Below are 18,331 nucleotides of genomic sequence, written 5' to 3'. Positions count from 1 at the left end.
GCTGCTCAGGCATGTGCCCCGAAACAAAAATAGAAGAAAAAGAACTATTATTTTTTTACGGCTTATTCAACTAAAAAAAACTAGGGGATAGAGGAGTTGAATCATAATGGTTGAAAAACAGTTTACACTTACAGACCAAGCGGGGATTCATGCACGTCCGGCAGCGATTTTGGTGAACCTGGCAAGCAAGTTCGAGTCAGAGGTCAACATTGTCCATCGGGAGAAAAAAGTGAATTTAAAGTCCATTTTAGGCGTGATGTCATTGGGCATTGCTTATGGCACCGAGTTCAAAGTGAACATCGAAGGATCCGATGAAGAAGACGCCATTAAGGAAATCGAAAAAATCATGCATAAAGAGGGATTGGCTGAGTGACATATTTTCTTAAAAAATAGGTGGTCCAACAAGTTCTGCATATAAACGAACGGAGAAAAAGAATTCCTTTTCTCCGTTCGTTTTTTTGAATGAGGTTGTTTTTCTGAGACAGCTGGCGGGAAGGGGCATCTGCCAGCTGTCATTTTAATCTTTGCTGTTGACGCATGTGTAGCCAGTTTTGTGATGTTACAAAGTTCACCTGGTAAAACGATTATTTCTTGACATTTCTCCGAAAAGCGTTCGTAAATGTATGTGCAATTGCCGGACGTTCGTAAAGGGCTTTGGCACGTTTACGAACGGTTTTTTAAATTACATATAAACTTATAAAACATCATTTTTAAATTTTCTAATTATTGGTAATATAATCGTATACATATTTGTCTAAGATAGATTATGAAAGCAGTCCGTATGAAAGAAATTAAACAGAAAGTAGGCAGAATTATATGAGGGCTAAAACAATCGTGAAGAATTTTGGTTTTGAAGCAGAAGATGAACCACTTAGCATCTATCCGTTTTCGCCAGTTTACCGGATGATACGACCTGAAGGCGACTTTATAGTCAAAAAAACGCAGCACCCAATCGAGAAAGCAAATCGTCTCATGAGATATACAAAAACATTAAACGAACAAGGTGTAGATGTGGTCATTCCGTCAAAGATTCAAGCAGAAAATCCAAGGACTTTCGGTGAAGAAACCTACGTCGTTTATCCTTTTGTTCAAGGAGTGCCTTATACGGGAAAGGAGTGGGAGATCAAAGAAGCGGGAAGGTTACTTGGGCGAATTCATGCATTATCTCCAACTGATAATGAATACGAATTGGATATATACGATGTATTTGATTTCACAGGAGAGGAAGTTAAAGAGAGCTTCCAGCGCATTGAACAGAATGCAGCTCCACACGGCATTAAAATGAATCCGATATTAGAAGTCCGTCTTCTGCAAGCGGTTCGTCAACAAGAGGAACTGAAGCAAGCTGGCTTGATTTCCGTCGCAACACCGCACGATTTCAAAGCGAATAACTTAATTTATACTCCCCAGCCTTATTTGATTGATCCGGATAATGCTGGATGGATTCCCCGAATATTTGATTTGGCACTCGTCCTTTTGCTGTTTCATAATGAACTTGCCTCTGCTCCAGACCGAACGTTTACAAAACAGCAATGGCACCTGTTTCTATCTGGATATGGGGAATCCGTGGACTTATCGCTTGAGGAGAAAATAAATTGGCCGAAAGCACTGGAACATGTTTTCCTTGATGAAGTCATGTGGCTGATGGCGGATGTAGAAGAAGATTGGCAGAATCAAGCGCAACGCTCTTTATTTGATAGCCTTACTCAATTGTTCTTGAACTTCGAAGAATACAGTTTAACTTAAATGATGTGCAGTGAATCAAATCACAGGGAAGTGGGATTTGAATGTAACTTATGTGCAGTTAAGTTACATTCAAATCCGCTAAGTGATGAATAAGGGCGGGGAAGAAATGAAAAGAGAAGACAGAAACTTCGCAGAGAGAGCTTTAAAAAAACTGCTTATTGGAAGTCAACTTGATGGTTTCCAATTTGGCATTGGTCCAGGGGTAGTGCGTGTCTGTTTTTCCCATTACTCTGAGCAAGATCCAGACCAGTTATGGTTGAACATTGAAGTAAGGAAAATTGCGATTACTGCTAGTGATGAGCAATTAACCACGATTTCTAAAGAAACCTTAGAAGAACTCGACGATGAAGAGTCGTTTCAGCTGCTGTTGAGAAACCGGAGAGAAAAAGTGAAAGATATTTGGCTCGGAGGAGATTCGCCGCATTTATATATTTCGTTTGAGTCTGGAAAAGTATTGTATGTAAATGGACATGATGAAAACTATGAGTGTTGGCAAGTTGGAGATAATCATGGATATGGGGATGGTGACTGGTTGATTGTGGCTGTTCCAGGTAATGAAATCGCCATATGGAGTCCTGAAGAGTTTAAATAAGATTAGCTAAGAAGAGAAATTGAATGTAACTTATTGTGAATTAAGTTACATTCAAAATCCCAATTCCATTGACTTCGCAAGAAAACCGATGCACAGTGCCCCTTAAGGTTCGGGGAGGAGATTGCCGAATTAATTCCCACAGCCAGATTTACTGTTTTTGAAGAAAACAATCATAATTCGTTTTCAGAAGAAGAAAGTAAGTTTATTGAATTCGTCAAAAAAACGCTCTAAGTCAAGTGTAGTGTGGTAAATGAAAGAGTTATCAAAAACACCTTTATAATCTAAATGTCTGTAGCTTCAACATTTCTCATTTATGATTCTTGCTTTTCTATGGCTGATAAGTGTTCCCGAATCTCATGGTTTACCTGTTTAGGGTTGTCCAGGTTTGTGGCGTGATGTGCATTCTTTATATAAACCATTTTGGACTGGGGAATTCGGGCAGCCATTTCTTGTTGTTGCCTTTCAGTCATACTATCGTGATCTCCCTGTAAAATTAAAGTAGGGCAAGTTATTTTATTCAACTCATTCCCACTCTCCATTTTGGAAACAGAATTCCATATACGTATCCAGTGGCTTAAAGGAATCGAACTAACTGTTTCTTTAATATACTGCTTATTGTTGCTGTTAAATTTAGAAAGCGTTCTTGCCTGAATACTTGCCATGACATGCATAGGTATAAACATGCTTGACCATCTATTTATAGGAACGAATACTTTTTCAACCCAATTGTATGAATTCGTGTACGGTGTGCCGATTAACATAAGTGATTTCACCCGTTCTGGATGCCGAATCGCAGTTTGAAGACAAATATGGCCACCCATAGATAATCCACAAAGATGCGCTTGTTTTACCCCTAAGTGGTCAAGTAAACCAACTAAGTCTTTTGTGAAATCTTCGGAGTCCACTTTTCCTTTTGGCAATGAAGACTTACCGTGCCCCCGTACATCCCATGTAATGGTCTTATAGTGTTTAGACAGTTCCTCAACTTGGGGTTTCCATTGTCGATGATTCCATGAGGCACCATGTGTGAAAAGGATTGCTTCTCCAGAACCTTCAACTTCATAATGCAACTCCACATTTTTTATTTTGATATGAGGCATTTCATCCCTCCGCTTTGAGTAATTTTCCGATCTTCAATAAACTCATAACATCTGATTACATATCTACTAAACTATTATTTATAAAATTTGTGTAACTCATCATCCATTAAATTTTAACATAATTAACCAGCTGTAAAGAGAGAAGAGAAGACAAGTTGCTAAAAAGATTCGGGGGAGAAGTGAAACGGATGAATACTGATTTGGTGGTTGCGCTGCAATCCCTTAATCAGATTGTCGAGTTGTTCATGGGTCAGAATCAAAAATCAGCGACCTGCAGCGACTTATGGAACAGCAGCCAGTGAATCCCGTAGACCATACTGAAGTGCTTACGGACATGAAAACGAACTGGACAAGAGCCAGGAACGTGGAGAACAACTACTGGCTCTTGTCCAGCAGTTGCAAAGTGATCTGGATGAATTGAAAAAAGCTCCGGCAAAATCCAAGATAAAGTTTTGGGGCATAGACGAGGATATGAATGTAACTTAATATCAATTAAGTTACATTCAGATCTCCTATCCCAGTGAATTAATCAGAAAGCGAAGAGAAATTGAACTTGTTAGAAAAAATGATACATTCAAAAGACTATTCTATACGGTTTCAATATTACAGTGGTGAAATACATATAATTACATAACAAGAATTAATCTAGGCTTTTCTCTATGTTTAGCCACAATTTCACTTCGGAGGTTTACAATGATCGGATCCCCAGAAATAAACAAAATAATAAGAAAAACATTGTCTCCTGTATTAAAAGAAAGTGGATTTACAAAAGTGAATACTAGGCATAACTGGGCTTGGATTGGTAATTCTATATGGGTGTTGGATATCACAGCGGTCGGGAAATATTTTTCAGATGTAACCGGCTGGCCACCGATGTCTATCCATGTCGAATTAGGAATCTATTATGATTTCATTCCTACCATAGATGAATATCTGAAGATAGATGGACAAGGGAAATTCTTGCCCAAAGCACATCAATGCCATTTGCAATGTGAATTGCTTTCTAATCTTGATCAATCAGAGTATTTGTCTAGTTTAGATAATCCTGTAGAACAAACCCGGAAAGATCTTTGGTGGATAGAGCCGGATGGTTCGAACGTGGAAAAGGTTGTTGAAAATATCAAACAGTCTTTTTTAAATGAGGGATATAACTGGCTAAAAGAAAATACAGAAATAGAGAGTGCATTTATAGAAATTGAAAAAGAGCGCGATGGTTGGAATAAATTTTACAAAGCCAAGTACTTTGCAAAACACTTAAACGAACAGTCAAAGTTTAAACTGTATACTCATCTTTTCGAGCAAGAGCAAGAAAGAATAAAATAGCATGTTGCGATGATAGTTGATGATGAGTAGAAGTTATAAACAGAAAAGTTTCATTCATATCATTAACGCTAAAGTCTATGTAAAAGAGATTCTAATGAAAATTTAGTTTACATATCATGGGTTATCGGAAGCTGCACATATAGAAGGGAGACATTCAGAAAACCACTGAATATCTCCCTTCTATAATTATAAGTACTTACAATGAGGTTACCTACTGCCCAAACAGTCCGAGTAAAGGGAAGAAACAAGAATACCAAGTACATCTCCCAAAAGCCACATTAAGAGAGAAGGGACTCCGAAGGTTCTGGTGCCAATTGCTTCAAAGATAGTGTTTAATTCATACTTGGCAGAGCTAATTGCTTTATTCCATAAGTAACGAGCTTTCCCTTAGCTTGTAAATTAAAACTATAATTATACAGATATTGACCAATAAGAGAAGTTGGAATATGAAATTGAAATCTAGTAGAATCAAAATCGCCGTGATTGAGATAAGAAATGAACTGATAATAGCGGTGATTATAGTGGATTTACCCTGCTTGATTACTTCCATCTCACTGGACCAGTTGTAATTAGGGAATTTCAAATTGACAAAGAAGCCTAACATGCTAATAAGCAGTAAACTAGTGAGTGTAAAAGAAATGAAGAGCAGTGAATCCAATAGCGATGAACTGAAAATTTGAGTATAAACCAAAATAGCACAAGCTAATCCTGGTACAAAAAGCAGCACGTTTAATGCCATCTTGGCTTTTGCAAGTTCCATCAAAGAGAGCGGAGACGTCAACAAAATCCAGATGCTTTGGCCTTCAAAAGATAGGCTTGATGAAGTGGTTGTGGTCAAAAGAGTACATACAGTCGTAAATAGAATGAATATATACTTGCTTGATAACGTGATAAAGGACAGTTCCAAGGTAGTGTCATACAAAAGAGGGGAGATATTGAACAAGTAAGCCAGGCTGCCAATTAGTAATAGCGCAGGTGTAAGGACTGTATTGCTGACATAGGTGATAGAGGATAGATATAGTTTCAGCTCTTTTGAGAATAGACTTTTAAATAAACTATTGGAAGAAAACGTGCTGGAATCACGTGCTTTTCTTTTTGACGAAGTAGAGTAGCTTGCAGCTAAGAAAGCATGCCTTTTAATAAATAGGTATCCGGTTATGAAAACAAGAACGAGGGTTATTGTTAGTAAGCTCACCGAGTTAAAGAATCCGAATTCTGATGTCGAGTTGCTAATGATGCCGAACAAGTAGAGTGGGGAACTAGTAGAAAAAATGTCTTTGTAATTCAATGAAGCAGAGGTGTACGTGATATACAAAAGAGGTGAAAGGAATAAAAAGATTGTAAGCAAAGCTTCGATCACATTATTATGGATTCTTAAAAAATTAAGGAGAATTTTTACTGCCAATGAAATGATGAAGGTTATTGCTATAACTAGTAAAGGGAGGATCACAACAAGAAGAAGACTGGATAATAGAACGAACCAGAAGTCGGGAAGAATGAACATATGCAACAAGGTGCCAGTAAAAACAGCTATTGCAGCAATGAGTAAATAAAGGATCAATAGTCTGATTACATTAAAGAACTTGGCTTGCCACAATGGAAGGGGCAAGCTGAAAATAAGTTCAGTATCCGAAGAAAAAATCATTTTTTTAATGCCGCTTAAGATGGTCCAGAACCCCAGGGCCCAAAACAAAATGGACGAAAGAATCGGAAAAAATAACATGGATTCTTCGTTGATGTACAAATCAAAGGCGATATAGACAATATAGCCAATGGCCATGACAACAGCGGCACAATAGCCACCCAACGTAAGAACAGCGTGCTTTCGGTCGTCCTGGTTATTGGATGATCCCAATCTGGAAAACTGAAAATCATTTGCCAAGATATACTTTTGCAATTGGATTAGCTTACTCATGTGCTGTGATGCTCCTGAATTTTTCGCCCAAGCTGCTCTCAGACAATAGGTTGATCATCGTATCATTGACGACCACTTCGCCGTTATGGATCATGACCACTTTGTTGCAGAGCTTTTCCGCTACTTCTAAAACGTGGGTCGAATACAACACAATGGATTCTTCAGCTGCCCGTTTCTTCATTTCTTCCTGTAAAAAATAAGTGGCGTTCGGATCCAATCCGACGAAGGGTTCATCCAATATGATCAGCTTTGGATTGTGCATAAGGATGGAAATAAGCACCAGTCTTTGTTTCATGCCATGGGAATAAGTAGAAATCAACTCATGGATAGCACTGCCGAAATTGAGCTTTTTCAGCAAGGTGTTCAATTGCTCGTTTATCGTCTCGTTGTCAATCTGATAAATGCTTCCAATGAGTTCCAGGTACGAATACCCCGTCATGTTCCCATAGAGCACAGGAGTGTCGGGCGAGTATCCGACCATCTGTTTAAATTCTTGTGGGTTTTTTTCTATGCTCACGCCATCTAATTCAATAGCGCCTTGATCAAAGCCATAAATGCCCACGATGGATTTGATGGAAGTCGTTTTTCCTGCCCCGTTCATGCCGATGAAGGCGCAAATATCGCCTTCCGCTAAATCCAAGGTTAAGTTCTTAATGCCTTTTTCAGATCCTTTGTATAACTTGGTCAAGTTGTTTATCGATAACATTTGAACCAGCCTCCTTTAATCAAGACTTTTTGAGATTCCTATTGGCCCATGAGAGATTAAGTAAAATGAATGCCAAACAAGTTGCAATACTGAAGTAATTGGAGTCGTGGACCGACAGCAACTGGTTCTCCGCGAGGTTTAAGATGCCGCCTGGGGACAGCTGGAACAAGAAGTGGTTGAACCCCTTGATCAGAATAAAGAAAATCGAAGCGGCGATTGTCGTAACGGCGATTAGGATGGGACTCTTGACAAAGGTGCTGATCAAGATGGCCAGACTCACGACGAAGAGGATCCAAAAACTGTACAACAGCAGAAACAGGAGAAAGTTTGAAAAAGAGAAAGAACCGAATAAGAAAATGGTGTAACCATAGGAAACGACTGCCCCAATAGAGATGCTGAACATGCTGATTACCCAATGTCCCATTAGTTTTGACAATAGGTAAGAGCGCAGCGAAACAGGACGGGTCAATATGAAATCTTGCATACCGCTGTTACGGTCGGCTGCAATCAGCCCCATGAAGCTAATAATCAAGATGATGAGTCCGATTTGATTGAATTGGCCGGAAATGGTCGACAGGAGAACTTCAGCAGAACTTGGTACCGGCCGGTTCGGATCGATGGTGATTCCATCTGCGCCGCCAACATTTTCGAGGATAACGTCCATGTATTTAGTAATCAGCGGTTGAGTAATGCCCAAGATCACGAAAAATAGTGATAACCAGATGAACTTAAATTCTTTTGTGGCTTCTACTAGTTCAGTGCGCGTTAATGTGTAAAAGTTTGTCATGTGTCCGACACCATCTCCAGGAAAATTTCTTCTATCCCTCTTTCATAAAACTCAATGGACGTAATATCCATTTCTTTTGCAGCGAAGTCGTTTACGACTTTCTGTAAATCCAATTCTTCAGCTCCCGTTAAAAGAAAGGTGTTCGGTGATAGGCATTCAACATGTTCGACCTCAGAACTTTTCAATGCTTCACTTGTTTGCGGGACATTTCCCATCTTAACTAGAATTTGTTTACGGTCTGATTTCTGAAATTCTTCGGTTATGTTTCCGACAATCATTCCATTTTTAATGATGATGTACCGTTCGCAAAACTCGCTGGCATCGTCCAATATATGTGTCGAAATGATGATGGTCGTTCGCTTCTTTAAGCGAGCGATCAATTTTTTCACTTCATTCCTGCCGATCGGATCCAACGCAGAAACCGGTTCATCCAAAATCAGCAGCAGCGGTTGGTGCAAAATGGCCTGGGCAATCCCGAGCCGCTGTTTCATGCCGCCAGATAATTGTTCCACTTTGTAATTTCCTTTATCCTTGAGCCCGACTTCTTCTAAAACCGCTGAAATATTCCCCTTTAAAAATGTCTTGTCCAAGCCTGACAATTTTCCGAAGAAAAAGAGCGATTCCTCACACGTCATCCAAGGTTTAAAGTCCGTATGTTGAGACAAATAGCCAATATTTTTCTTGTGCTGCACGATAGGGGTGGAATTGAATGTAATATTCCCTTGTTCATGCTGCAGAATTCCAGTCATGCATTTAATGAGCGTCGTTTTTCCGGCGCCGTTCGGACCTAATAAACCGACACACTCGCCTTTTGCAACCGAGAAGGTGACATCGCTCAAAATCTTTCTTTTTTTTATGGTCTTATGAAGTTTCTCGACTGTAATCATTTCGGATCATTCTCCTTCCAATCACTAAATACAATATCGGCCCGAGCAATTGGAGCAATAGAATGGTGACCAGCCAAATATATGGTGAGGCAATGAGCTCTTTTCTTTTGAACCAATCATAGAGCGCAACTCCAATCAATAATAAGTTGAATAAAATAATTGGCAAGGCGAAAGGGAGAATCTGTGCCCAATCAATTTCCAGTAGAGCAGTCATATCTGTATTCATCTGAATCACTCCTTCAATTATCATTATCAATAATGATAATTGAAAAGTCAACCATATTATTGTATTTTAGATACAGACTCAAAATACATTTAAGAGTAATCTCATTTTTTATTGTAAGAAAATTCCGATATAAACGGTGACAAGAAGTTGGTAATCCCGAAGAAAGACTATATAACAGCTCACTAATCATAAATAAAAGGGGATCGAAATAGATGGAATTTGATTTATTTAAAAACCAGGTCAGGTTTAAAATCGCTTTGGAATTAATAGATGTCGATGAAGGATACTCGATTATGCAACTGAATAAACTATTGAAAGAAGTATCGCAAGCGACATTGTACAGACATGTGAACTCAATGGTGGATGACGATCTATTGAAAGTCGTTGGCATAAATCGAATTGGAAAAGTTGAAGAAAAGCTGTATGCCCTGAATACCCAAGCCTATAAAATCAGCGAAGAAGATTGGCAGTCTGCCACTTACGGCGATAAAATAAAATTTGTAACTTATTTTTTTATGTATATTCTTCAGAACTATAAAGACTATCATGAGAACAGAGTTACAGAAGATACTCAGGATCAAGCGACATTTTCTTTAGTGAAAATGAACTTAACAGATGATTCATTCGAAGATTTTCAGTCGGAGTTAACTACGTTAATGGAAAAATACTATAATAGAAAAGAAGATGAAGACGGAACAGATCGTACGATTTCCATGGTGATTATTCCGTAATTTCTCTTCTTAGAAGAGAAATTATTCTTTAAAACTTTGTTTGCATGTGATGACGTTATCGGAAGTTCTTTAAAAACAAATATAAGAAAGGAAGAGGGGAGCCAACTTGTCAGCTTTTCCTCTTCCTTTCATATAAAATCACTTATGATTCAATGCTTGATTGATAAATTGGTATAGCTCGCCATCTATTTCATATTGCAGTTCGTTCCCTGGGTTTTCGGCGTGGAAATGTTCGGCTTGCTTGCGGAAAGTCCTATCGTCTTCGGAAAAGGCATTCACGATGTCATTCCATTTTTTCGCTAAATCTTGTACTTTTTCATCGGAAGGAGAAGCGCCTTTTTCTTTTTCCAAACGTATTTCCCTGATAAGATCGTTAAACTCTTGCTCGGCCTGCTTTAAGAGTTGTTTATCAGCATTCTCATATCTGCTTTCCATGGTATCCAATTGCTGCTTCGAAAAGTATTTTTCCTTATTCATTTTCAGCGCCTCCATTAATTTAGTAAGTTCTGGAATCGACATGGTCCGATTGCTGCGCGCAGCCGATAACGCATTTTCCAGCTCTGCTACTAGTTTTTGCTGAACCTCTATCTCTTTTTTGACGCGGGAAATTTGGGTTTGCAAAATCTCTGCAACGGTTTGTTCCTCCGGATTAGACAACAGAAGTTGTATTTCTTCTAACGACATGCCCATCTGCTTTAAGGACAAAATTGGCTGAAGACGGACCAAATCTGCTTTCGTGTAAAGCCGATGCCCTGACTCCGTATACTGAGAAGGTGAAAATAAACAGATTTGATCGTAATAGCGTAAAGTTCGAATCGTTAAACCCGCCAATTCGGCAACTTCTCCGACTTTCCAATGTTCCTTCATTCGCTTAGCCTCCATTTAACAACATTTCTATTCACCAACTAAAACCGAGAAATTCGAAGTTAGAAGAGTTGCTGCATCTCCTTTTGCTCAAACGTGTAGGTTTTCCCGCAAATATGGCAAAAAGCTTCAATGTCTTCCTTTCGTTCAATGCTCCGTTTGATTTCCTCTTCACTCAATGAATAAAGCATGCCATAGAACATTTCTTTACTGCATCCGCAGAAAAATTGACTGGAGCTATGGCCAATAATTTTTGCATCCCCAAACAACTGGGTTAACGCTTCTTCGCTGTCACTCGCTTCTTCAGCGTTTAGTTTACTGAAAATATCCGGATTGGCTTTCACAATCATTTTCACTTCTGAAAGCAGTTGTGGTGGTGCACCGGGAAGCAGTTGTGCATATAGTGCATGGCTGGAAAGAAGGGAACCTCCCTTATCCAACTGAATGTCGGAATAAAGATAGGTCGGCGTCTGATCACTCTGCACAAAATAGTTGGCGATATCATCCGTGATATGTTGATTTGGCATATCGGTAATGCTGGTGAATTGATTCATCTCAGAACCCTTTATGACACGGATCATCCCAGAAGGTCCAATCAAATCTTGCATCGACTTTTCTTCTATATTAGAAGATCTCAAAAGTTCCTCGTTCAGGTATCCTCTGACATTTCCATTGGCTTCGGCTTCCGCAAAAATCTTATGGCGAGTGTTGCTCAACGTTACCTGGAGGCTCATTCGCTGGTTCCCTTTGAGCGTACCAGAGAGTATGCTCATTGCTGATATCGTTTTGCCTAACAGTAGTTTAAGCGGTTTAGGAAGTTCCTGGTTTAAGGCATAGATATCGCGAAGCAACTGGGAATTATCAATAAAATATAGACGAATCTGTTCTTCATTAATTAATGCCTTAACAATGGCATTTTGCACAACGATTCCCCCCTTTTGCAAAAGTAAGCTAGCTTTACTATAAAACATTACCCTACGTAAGGTTCAAGGGGAGAATGAAATTTTCACGATATTTATTTTTAGTTAACATATGAGGGCTTATCGGTAGCTGCATAAATAGAAGGGGAGAGAAGTTGCATTTTGACTAGCATCTACTCTCCCTTTCTGTCTGCAAAAGTATACTTTTGCGAACGGTTCATCAAAGACTTATCACATCCAAGATAAAATTTTCCGTAACTAAAGGCAATCTGTTCAAGGGTCATTTAACGAATCCAGTTAGGAAGGATATTCCAGTAATTCTATAGAATCTATTTCTAAAGTTCCTTTTTAAAAAGCTAGTTAGATTAAGTCATGGACATTTTCGTAGGGAGGGAATCGTGATGAAGAAAAATACAAGAAATATATTAGGGGATTTATCAATAATTGCAGCTATAACAAGTATGATTTTCTTCTTTTTACCTATAGATGATGAAATAGATGCAATAATCATTGGTTTAATTTCGTTTTTAGGGATAGGGTTTACTTTAGGATCTAAAGAAATATGGTACGTCATTTTTGGAACTCTATCAAATATTGCAATGTTAGGAATGGCATATCTTTTATTAATTGGAACAGAGTTTAGTCAACTCTAATACAGAACCATTATGAAAGCAGCAATAACGGCAAACAACCATCCTGTCGTTATACCTTTGAAGACGATAAAACTACAAATACTCACCAGTAAGCTGAGGAGTACAGAGAAAGGGAAAAGGACCATGTATATCGGTTAGCTACCTAACTGAGCCTCCATTTGTTCGCAAAATACTTATTTTGCGAACAATTAAAATTCTAAATAAAAAAGCCGGCTCTGATGGGCTAACTTTTTTCGGGAATGTAGCAAAGGGTTTACGTATGTGGGTTTATCGTAAGCGGCCATAAATTTTATAGATAATCTAAAGAACCCATCAACCTTCGCATAAAAGGTTGATGGGTTCTTTGAAATAATACGCAAAACAAAGTTTGGAATTGATGCAAATTATCTCTTAAAGTGACAGTTCAATTGTCTTGGAATCATAAGACTGAACAGAGTCAGTCAAAATCCTTTTTCTCCCATTCATCCTCTGGAATCTCCAGGTCTTCACCTGAAAAGCGCTCTTCCTGAAACGGATCGCCGTTCATGTGGAAGCCGTTCTGCTCCCAGAAGCCGGGCTGGTTTTTGTCGATGAATTCGATGCCGCGGACCCATTTGACGCTTTTCCAGAAATACAGATGAGGCACCACGAAACGCAGCGGATAACCGTGTTTGGCCGTCAGTGGTTCGCCGTCAAGTGAATGGGCAAGCAGCACGTCTTCCCGGTCGAGGTCGGACAGCGCAAGATTGGTGGTGTAATCATAATCACCATGAAGCATCACATAACCGCTTTTCGGTGTTACGCCCAGTTCTTTCATCAGATCGATAAAGCGGACGCCTGTAAAGGTATTATCGAAGCGTGACCAGCGCGTGACACAATGGATGTCGCGGGTAATCCTCGTTTGTGGCAATTTCAATAAGTCGTCGTAATGCAGTGTAACTTCCTTGTCGACCTGGCCAAAGATCTTCAAGGTCCAGGTGGCCATATCATAGACCGGCACTTCGCCTTCGTGCAGGACCGGAAAGCGCTCGGTCAGCACTTGGCCAGGTGGCAGGCGTTCAGCCAGTGCGGGATCCACTACGGGTACCCGTGTTTTTTTGATTCGTTCGGCTTTGCTCAACTTCATAGATATCACTCCTTAAAATAAAAAAACTCTTCCGCTGAAAAAGGGAAGAGTGGTTGTCTGCTGGTGAATTCTCTTCCTCATCTTTCAGAACATCGTGCTTCTGCTGGATTTGGCACCATTCCAGTTAAGTTAACTGGCGGTTGCCGGGCGTCGTAGGGCCATTCCCTCTGCCTCTCTTGATAAGGATGTAGCATATTTAATTTTTTGTTGAATTTGTTCAGCTTTCATCAGTAAAGAGTGAAAAAGTCTTTACTGATTGAAGTTTCTCTTTATTTTACTCAAATGCTCTGTTTCTTACAAGATTATTCGCAAAATTATTTAGCTTCTCTTCAGCTGGCGTTATACTAAAGGTACGTGGAGAATTTACCGGAACCGGTGAGCTGCATTTCAAACGAATAAGGGGTCTTTATTAATGAAAAAAATGATAACTATTATAAGCATAGCCATCCTGCTGAGCGCCTGCAGCAATACATCGGCTGGCAACGACAGTGAGCTTTTGGTTTCGGCAGCCTCAAGCCTGACGGAAGTTATGAAAAAGATGGAAGAGGAATTTCAGCAGGTGGAACCGGATATTGACTTATCCTTCAATTACGGATCATCCAGCAAGCTGAGAAGCCAAATCGAGCAAGGGGCACCTGCAGATTTGTTTTTATCGGCCAGCGTAAAGGATATGGACCTGCTCGAATCGCAGCAGCTCATAGAATCGGTAAGCATCAGTCCATTTGCTGAAAATCGGCTGGTCCTGGCTTCTTTGGAAGAGTTCCCGGAATCGGTGGATTTTGAGGAAGTAGTGATGGATGCAGAAGAAACCATTGCCGTTGGAGAGCCTGATAGTGTGCCGGTTGGAGAGTATACAAGGCAGGCATTGGAAAGCCAAGGGTTATGGCAGCCGCTTGAAGGGCGTCTGATCTATGCCAAAGACGCAAGGCAAGTGGTGACTTACGTAGAAAGCGGGAATGCAGGTCTTGGCATCATCTATTCTTCCGATGCCGTTATTTCCCGGGAAATAACAGCGATGCTTGAGGTGCCCGGACAGCGGGATCCTGTCGTCTACCCCGGAGCCGTTGTAACCGCGTCAGAGAATCAGCAGGCTGCTGCGGCTTTTCTGGATTTTGTCACGGGTCCAACAGGCCAGGCCATTCTTGAAGACTACGGCTTTTTGCCGGGAGATGGAAAAACGCCATGATGCCATATGATTTGTCTCCGCTTTGGTTATCGCTGAGAGTCGCGGTCATTTCCACATTATGTGTATTTTTGGTCAGCCTGGCGCTTGCACGCTTGATGAACAGGCGTGATTTTTTTGGGAAAAGCCTCGTAGAAGCCCTGATTCTGCTGCCTTTGGTTTTGCCGCCGACGGTCATTGGCTTCGCCTTGATCGTTCTGTTCGGCGTCAATGGTCCACTCGGCATCTTATTGGAGCAGTGGTTTGGGTTTCGTGTCGTCTTTACCTGGATCGGCGCAGCCATTGCGTCTTTTGTGGTGTCTTTGCCGTTGATGTATCAAAGTGTTTTAGCCGCTTTTGAAAAAGTGGACCCGCGCTGGGAAAACGTGGCGCGGACGATGGGCGTATCCGAATGGCGGATTTTCCGGACCATTACATTTCCACTTGCCTGGTCGGGTATTCTGGCAGGATTAATCCTGGCATTTGCACGTGGTATCGGTGAATTCGGGGCGACCTTGATGATTGCCGGCTACATCCCGGGCGTGACGGAAACGGTGCCGCTCGCGATTTACTTCGCCTATGAAGCGGGGGATATGGAAAAAGCACTATTTTGGGTGCTGATCATTTCCTCGCTTGGGATCGCAGCCATCACCTGGGTCAATTACTGGCGCAAAAAAAACGCAATACGAATCGGCAGGGAGTGAGCAGATGCTTAAAGTGGATGTTCAGAAGCAATTGGATCATTTTAACTTGGAAATGGAGTTTGAACTGGGACAGGAAATTCTGGCACTTGTGGGGTCTTCCGGTTCGGGCAAAACCACGTTGCTGAACTGCTTGGCGGGAATTGTCCATCCGGATGCAGGGGAAATTTCATTGAACGGCCGGAATTTTTACAGGGAAGGGCAGAAGCCGCTTAAAATCCAAAAAAGGAAAGTGGGCTATTTGTTTCAGGATTACGCGCTGTTCCCGCATCTGACTGCAGAACAGAATATTCTATATGCGCTGTCGCGAGTCGCGGATACTTCACCCATTACCGAACTTACAAAAATCCTTGGAATCACCGGGCTGCTGGCCAAATACCCGCACCAGATTTCAGGAGGCGAAAAGCAGCGTGTGGCGTTGACGCGTGCAATGGCCGTCCAGCCTGATATCCTGCTGCTCGATGAACCCTTTTCGGCTTTGGACGACGCCAACCGTGATCGCTGCCAGGACGAACTGCTGCGGATTCACCGGCAATGGCAAATACCGATCATCTTTGTAACGCATCGGATTGCCGATGCTGAGAAATTGGCAGACCGGATCATCCGAATCGAAAAAGGGCAGATGACGGAGCAAGCAGTATTTTGATGCTGACTGCATTTATAGATCGGCCATGATAAAGTGTTACTAACGATGAAACCGTTTGGACGATCAAGCGGTGGGAAAGTGGGAATGAATGTGGATGAACGCTATTCAAGGCAAGTGTTATTCAAACCGCTTGGCCAGACCGGCCAGGAAAAGCTCGGATTATCGACTGTCACCATCGTAGGCTGCGGAGCTTTGGGCTCGGCGATTGCAGAAACGCTGACGCGTGCAGGTGTCGGAACCATCCATTTAGTCGACCGTGATTATGTGGAGGTGTCGAATCTGCAACGCCAGCAGCTTTTCACGGAAATGGATGCCCAGCAGATGCTGCCGAAAGTGGCGGCTGCGGAGCAGCGGTTAAAAGCGATTCGCAGTGATCTCCATCTAATCACTTATCTGGAGCATATGGATGCGGCAGGAATGGAGAAATTGGCTGCTGTCAGCGATCTGATCCTGGATGCCACCGATAATTTTGAAACTCGCCTGCTGATTAATGATGCTTCTGTAAAATACGGCGTACCTTGGATCTACGGTGCCTGTGTCGGCAGTTCGGGAGTGGTTTTCCCGTTCATACCTGGAGAAAGTTCCTGCTTCCGCTGCCTATTGCCTGTGCTGCCAGCCATCAATGAAACCTGTGATACGGTCGGTATCATCTCGCCGGCGGTTCAGGTGACGGCTGCACTTCAATGTACAGAAGCGCTGAAATGGTTGAGCGGCAACCGTGAAGCGATGCGCAAAAAGATCCATCACTTCAATATGTGGGACAATAGCCAATTGGATATCGGAGTGTCGCGCATCAAGGATCCTACCTGCAAAACATGCGGGCCAGATGCAGTATTCCCGTCGCTAAACGAAGCAGGAGTGAACTCCTATGCCGTTTTATGCGGTCGTGATGCCGTGCAGATTCTGCCTGATCCGAATCGTCCGATCACTTTGGACGACGCTGAAAAAGTGGGCAACCGGCTGGATGCCGGAGTTAGGAGAACACCTTATTTTGTCGAATTGAAGGTCTTTAACCACCGCATGGTACTGTTCGGAAATGGCCGTTTACTGATTCACGGCGTCCACAATGTGACAGAAGGCCGGAAATTATACCACCAAGTATTCGGTTGAGTAGGAAGGGGAGTTTGTATGTCAGAATCATTCAAAGGGAACCAACACGTGCGTATAGCAGTGTTGACGGTCAGCGATACGCGGACAAAAGAGACGGACACCGGGGGACAGCTCGTTCAGCAACTGGCTGGGAATGAAGAGCTGGAACTTGTCGCTTACGATATAGTGGAAGATGATATAGCGGCTATTCGTGTCGCTATTTCCGACTGGCTGGAGCAGGATGAAATTGATGTAATCATCACAACCGGTGGAACAGGAATCGCCAAACGCGATGTCACGTTAGAGGCGGTCGAGCCATTGTTCGAAAAGGAAATTGACGGTTTTGGCGAGCTCTTCCGTTACGTCAGTTTTACTGAAGACATCGGCACAAAAGCTCTTTTAAGCCGAGCGGCGGCGGGTGTGGCCAATGATAAAGCCATATTTGTCCTGCCTGGGTCCCGTGGAGCTGTAAAACTGGCGATGGAACGCCTGATTTTGCCGGAAATCCAGCACATCCATTCGGAACTGACTAAGCATCGCCAATCTGGTGAATAACCGGCTGAAAAAAAAGAGCCATTCATCCTTAAATGATAAAAGCCTCAAAAGCTGTCATCGAACTGACAGCTTTTGAGGCTTTTTTTGCGGAATTGATCAAACAGTAAAGTTGCTGCGGCAGCTCAGTAGATTCAGCCTCGCGTGTAATCCCCTGATTTTCCGCCGGTTTTCTGGAGCAGCATAGTCGGCCCGATGACCATTTCCTTGCCGGCGGCTTTGCACATGTCATAGATCGTCAAAGCAGCAGCTGAAGCAGCAGTGAGTGCTTCCATCTCGACACCGGTCGGCCCCTTCGTTTTGACTTCGGCTGTCAACAGGACTTCAAAATGATTGGCGTCTTCATCGACATTCCATTGGAACTCGATATCTACTCCGCTGAGAGCCAAAGGATGGCACATCGGGATGATTTGGGCGGTATTTTTGGCGGCCATGATGCCGGCGACCTGGGCAACGGCGAAAACATCGCCTTTTTTATTGGTGCCTTCCTTGATCTGCTGGTATATCGCTTTGTTCAACAGAACCGAAGTGGTGGCGCGGGCTGTGCGGACGCTGTCTTTCTTATCGGAGACGTCGACCATCTTGGCGCGTCCCTGGGCATTGAAATGAGTCAGTTCAGACAAAGA

21 protein-coding genes, 1 pseudogene and 1 riboswitch are annotated in these 18,331 nt (G+C 42.1%); of the genes and pseudogenes, 12 read left to right on the top strand and 10 right to left on the bottom strand.

Annotated features, from left to right (window positions below):
• Positions 1 to 106 precede the first annotated feature (106 nt).
• From Q0785_RS13840 to Q0785_RS13825, 4 genes and pseudogenes are all read left to right on the top strand, one after another.
• The gene (locus Q0785_RS13840) at positions 107 to 373 is read left to right on the top strand and encodes a phosphocarrier protein HPr (protein ID WP_298830807.1); all 267 of its coding nucleotides are present in this window, start codon (positions 107 to 109) and stop codon (positions 371 to 373) included.
• A 443-nt stretch (positions 374 to 816) separates the two neighbouring features.
• Positions 817 to 1,746 carry an aminoglycoside phosphotransferase family protein gene (locus Q0785_RS13835; protein WP_298830803.1) on the top strand — a complete coding sequence of 310 codons (930 nt, stop codon included), beginning with the start codon at positions 817 to 819 and terminating at the stop codon, positions 1,744 to 1,746.
• Positions 1,747 to 1,852: 106 nt separating this feature from the next.
• On the top strand, positions 1,853 to 2,338 hold the full coding sequence (locus Q0785_RS13830; RefSeq protein WP_036811054.1) for a hypothetical protein: 486 nt from the start codon (positions 1,853 to 1,855) through the stop codon (positions 2,336 to 2,338).
• 81 nt (positions 2,339 to 2,419) lie between these two features.
• Positions 2,420 to 2,569 (top strand): annotated as a pseudogene (locus Q0785_RS13825) (alpha/beta hydrolase); the annotation flags it as partial.
• A gap of 80 nt (positions 2,570 to 2,649) precedes the next feature.
• Here the strand turns inward: Q0785_RS13825 and Q0785_RS13820 are convergent.
• The gene (locus tag Q0785_RS13820; protein WP_298830791.1) at positions 2,650 to 3,438 is read right to left on the bottom strand and encodes an alpha/beta hydrolase; all 789 of its coding nucleotides are present in this window, start codon (positions 3,436 to 3,438) and stop codon (positions 2,650 to 2,652) included.
• A 693-nt stretch (positions 3,439 to 4,131) separates the two neighbouring features.
• On the opposite strand from Q0785_RS13820, the gene Q0785_RS13815 reads away from it, so the two are divergent.
• Positions 4,132 to 4,761, top strand: a complete 630-nt coding sequence (locus Q0785_RS13815) for a hypothetical protein (RefSeq protein ID WP_274844364.1) — start codon at positions 4,132 to 4,134, stop codon at positions 4,759 to 4,761.
• Positions 4,762 to 5,122: 361 nt separating this feature from the next.
• On the opposite strand, the gene Q0785_RS13810 is transcribed toward Q0785_RS13815, so the two are convergent.
• The 5 genes from Q0785_RS13810 to Q0785_RS13790 are packed head-to-tail and all read right to left on the bottom strand — an operon-like array spanning position 5,123 to position 9,282.
• Positions 5,123 to 6,676: a hypothetical protein gene (locus tag Q0785_RS13810; protein WP_298830777.1), complete on the bottom strand. Its 1,554-nt coding sequence runs from the start codon at positions 6,674 to 6,676 to the stop codon at positions 5,123 to 5,125.
• On the bottom strand, positions 6,669 to 7,382 hold the full coding sequence (locus Q0785_RS13805) for an ABC transporter ATP-binding protein (protein ID WP_298830776.1): 714 nt from the start codon (positions 7,380 to 7,382) through the stop codon (positions 6,669 to 6,671). The genes Q0785_RS13810 and Q0785_RS13805 overlap by 8 nt, the downstream gene beginning before the upstream one ends.
• Before the next feature lie 19 nt (positions 7,383 to 7,401).
• Entirely contained in the window at positions 7,402 to 8,169 is a 768-nt protein-coding gene (locus Q0785_RS13800) for an ABC transporter permease subunit (protein ID WP_298830774.1), read from the bottom strand.
• The gene (locus tag Q0785_RS13795) at positions 8,166 to 9,056 is read right to left on the bottom strand and encodes an ABC transporter ATP-binding protein (RefSeq protein WP_298830772.1); all 891 of its coding nucleotides are present in this window, start codon (positions 9,054 to 9,056) and stop codon (positions 8,166 to 8,168) included. The genes Q0785_RS13800 and Q0785_RS13795 overlap by 4 nt, the downstream gene beginning before the upstream one ends.
• Positions 9,031 to 9,282 carry a PLDc N-terminal domain-containing protein gene (locus tag Q0785_RS13790; RefSeq protein ID WP_298830769.1) on the bottom strand — a complete coding sequence of 84 codons (252 nt, stop codon included), beginning with the start codon at positions 9,280 to 9,282 and terminating at the stop codon, positions 9,031 to 9,033. Before Q0785_RS13790 ends, Q0785_RS13795 begins: the two co-directional genes overlap by 26 nt.
• 212 nt (positions 9,283 to 9,494) lie before the next feature.
• Here Q0785_RS13790 and Q0785_RS13785 point away from each other — a divergent pair, with 212 nt between their 5' ends.
• Positions 9,495 to 10,013: a transcriptional regulator gene (locus tag Q0785_RS13785; RefSeq protein WP_298830766.1), complete on the top strand. Its 519-nt coding sequence runs from the start codon at positions 9,495 to 9,497 to the stop codon at positions 10,011 to 10,013.
• Positions 10,014 to 10,151: 138 nt separating this feature from the next.
• On the opposite strand, the gene Q0785_RS13780 is transcribed toward Q0785_RS13785, so the two are convergent.
• Together Q0785_RS13780 and Q0785_RS13775 are read right to left on the bottom strand one after the other, a co-directional pair.
• A complete protein-coding gene (locus tag Q0785_RS13780) occupies positions 10,152 to 10,880 on the bottom strand; it encodes a MerR family transcriptional regulator (protein ID WP_298830763.1) in 729 nt (242 codons plus the stop codon).
• A gap of 59 nt (positions 10,881 to 10,939) precedes the next feature.
• Entirely contained in the window at positions 10,940 to 11,800 is an 861-nt protein-coding gene (locus Q0785_RS13775; protein WP_298830760.1) for an Hsp33 family molecular chaperone HslO, read from the bottom strand.
• Between the two features lie 398 nt (positions 11,801 to 12,198).
• Here Q0785_RS13775 and Q0785_RS13770 point away from each other — a divergent pair, with 398 nt between their 5' ends.
• On the top strand, positions 12,199 to 12,450 hold the full coding sequence (locus Q0785_RS13770) for a hypothetical protein (protein WP_298830757.1): 252 nt from the start codon (positions 12,199 to 12,201) through the stop codon (positions 12,448 to 12,450).
• A gap of 436 nt (positions 12,451 to 12,886) precedes the next feature.
• Here Q0785_RS13770 and Q0785_RS13765 read toward each other — a convergent pair whose 3' ends face one another.
• Positions 12,887 to 13,549, bottom strand: a complete 663-nt coding sequence (locus Q0785_RS13765; RefSeq protein WP_298831159.1) for a sulfite oxidase-like oxidoreductase — start codon at positions 13,547 to 13,549, stop codon at positions 12,887 to 12,889.
• 80 nt (positions 13,550 to 13,629) lie between these two features.
• A riboswitch (SAM riboswitch) is annotated at positions 13,630 to 13,741 on the bottom strand.
• A gap of 226 nt (positions 13,742 to 13,967) precedes the next feature.
• On the opposite strand from Q0785_RS13765, the gene modA reads away from it, so the two are divergent.
• The 5 genes from modA to Q0785_RS13740 all read left to right on the top strand — a co-directional run bounded on the left by modA (position 13,968) and on the right by Q0785_RS13740 (position 17,708).
• Positions 13,968 to 14,741, top strand: a complete 774-nt coding sequence (modA, locus tag Q0785_RS13760; RefSeq protein ID WP_298830754.1) for a molybdate ABC transporter substrate-binding protein — start codon at positions 13,968 to 13,970, stop codon at positions 14,739 to 14,741.
• Positions 14,738 to 15,421, top strand: coding sequence for a molybdate ABC transporter permease subunit (gene modB, locus Q0785_RS13755; RefSeq protein WP_298830751.1), 684 nt, complete (start codon positions 14,738 to 14,740; stop codon positions 15,419 to 15,421). Before modA ends, modB begins: the two co-directional genes overlap by 4 nt.
• A gap of 4 nt (positions 15,422 to 15,425) precedes the next feature.
• Positions 15,426 to 16,064 (top strand): ATP-binding cassette domain-containing protein, encoded by a 639-nt coding sequence (locus Q0785_RS13750; RefSeq protein ID WP_298830748.1) that lies wholly within the window; start codon positions 15,426 to 15,428, stop codon positions 16,062 to 16,064.
• 90 nt (positions 16,065 to 16,154) lie between these two features.
• Entirely contained in the window at positions 16,155 to 17,174 is a 1,020-nt protein-coding gene (locus Q0785_RS13745) for a ThiF family adenylyltransferase (protein WP_298831157.1), read from the top strand.
• Positions 17,175 to 17,192: 18 nt separating this feature from the next.
• Entirely contained in the window at positions 17,193 to 17,708 is a 516-nt protein-coding gene (locus Q0785_RS13740) for a MogA/MoaB family molybdenum cofactor biosynthesis protein (protein WP_298830745.1), read from the top strand.
• 131 nt (positions 17,709 to 17,839) lie between these two features.
• On the opposite strand, the gene moaC is transcribed toward Q0785_RS13740, so the two are convergent.
• Positions 17,840 to 18,328, bottom strand: a complete 489-nt coding sequence (gene moaC / locus Q0785_RS13735) for a cyclic pyranopterin monophosphate synthase MoaC (protein WP_298830742.1) — start codon at positions 18,326 to 18,328, stop codon at positions 17,840 to 17,842.
• Between the last annotated feature and the right edge of the window lie 3 nt (positions 18,329 to 18,331).

It is taken from the genome of uncultured Planococcus sp. (assembly GCF_947501725.1).
GTDB classification, from domain to species: domain Bacteria; phylum Bacillota; class Bacilli; order Bacillales_A; family Planococcaceae; genus Planococcus; species Planococcus donghaensis_C.
Note: the sequence above shows the minus strand (reverse complement) of the source record. Positions and strands in the feature narration are given on the sequence as shown.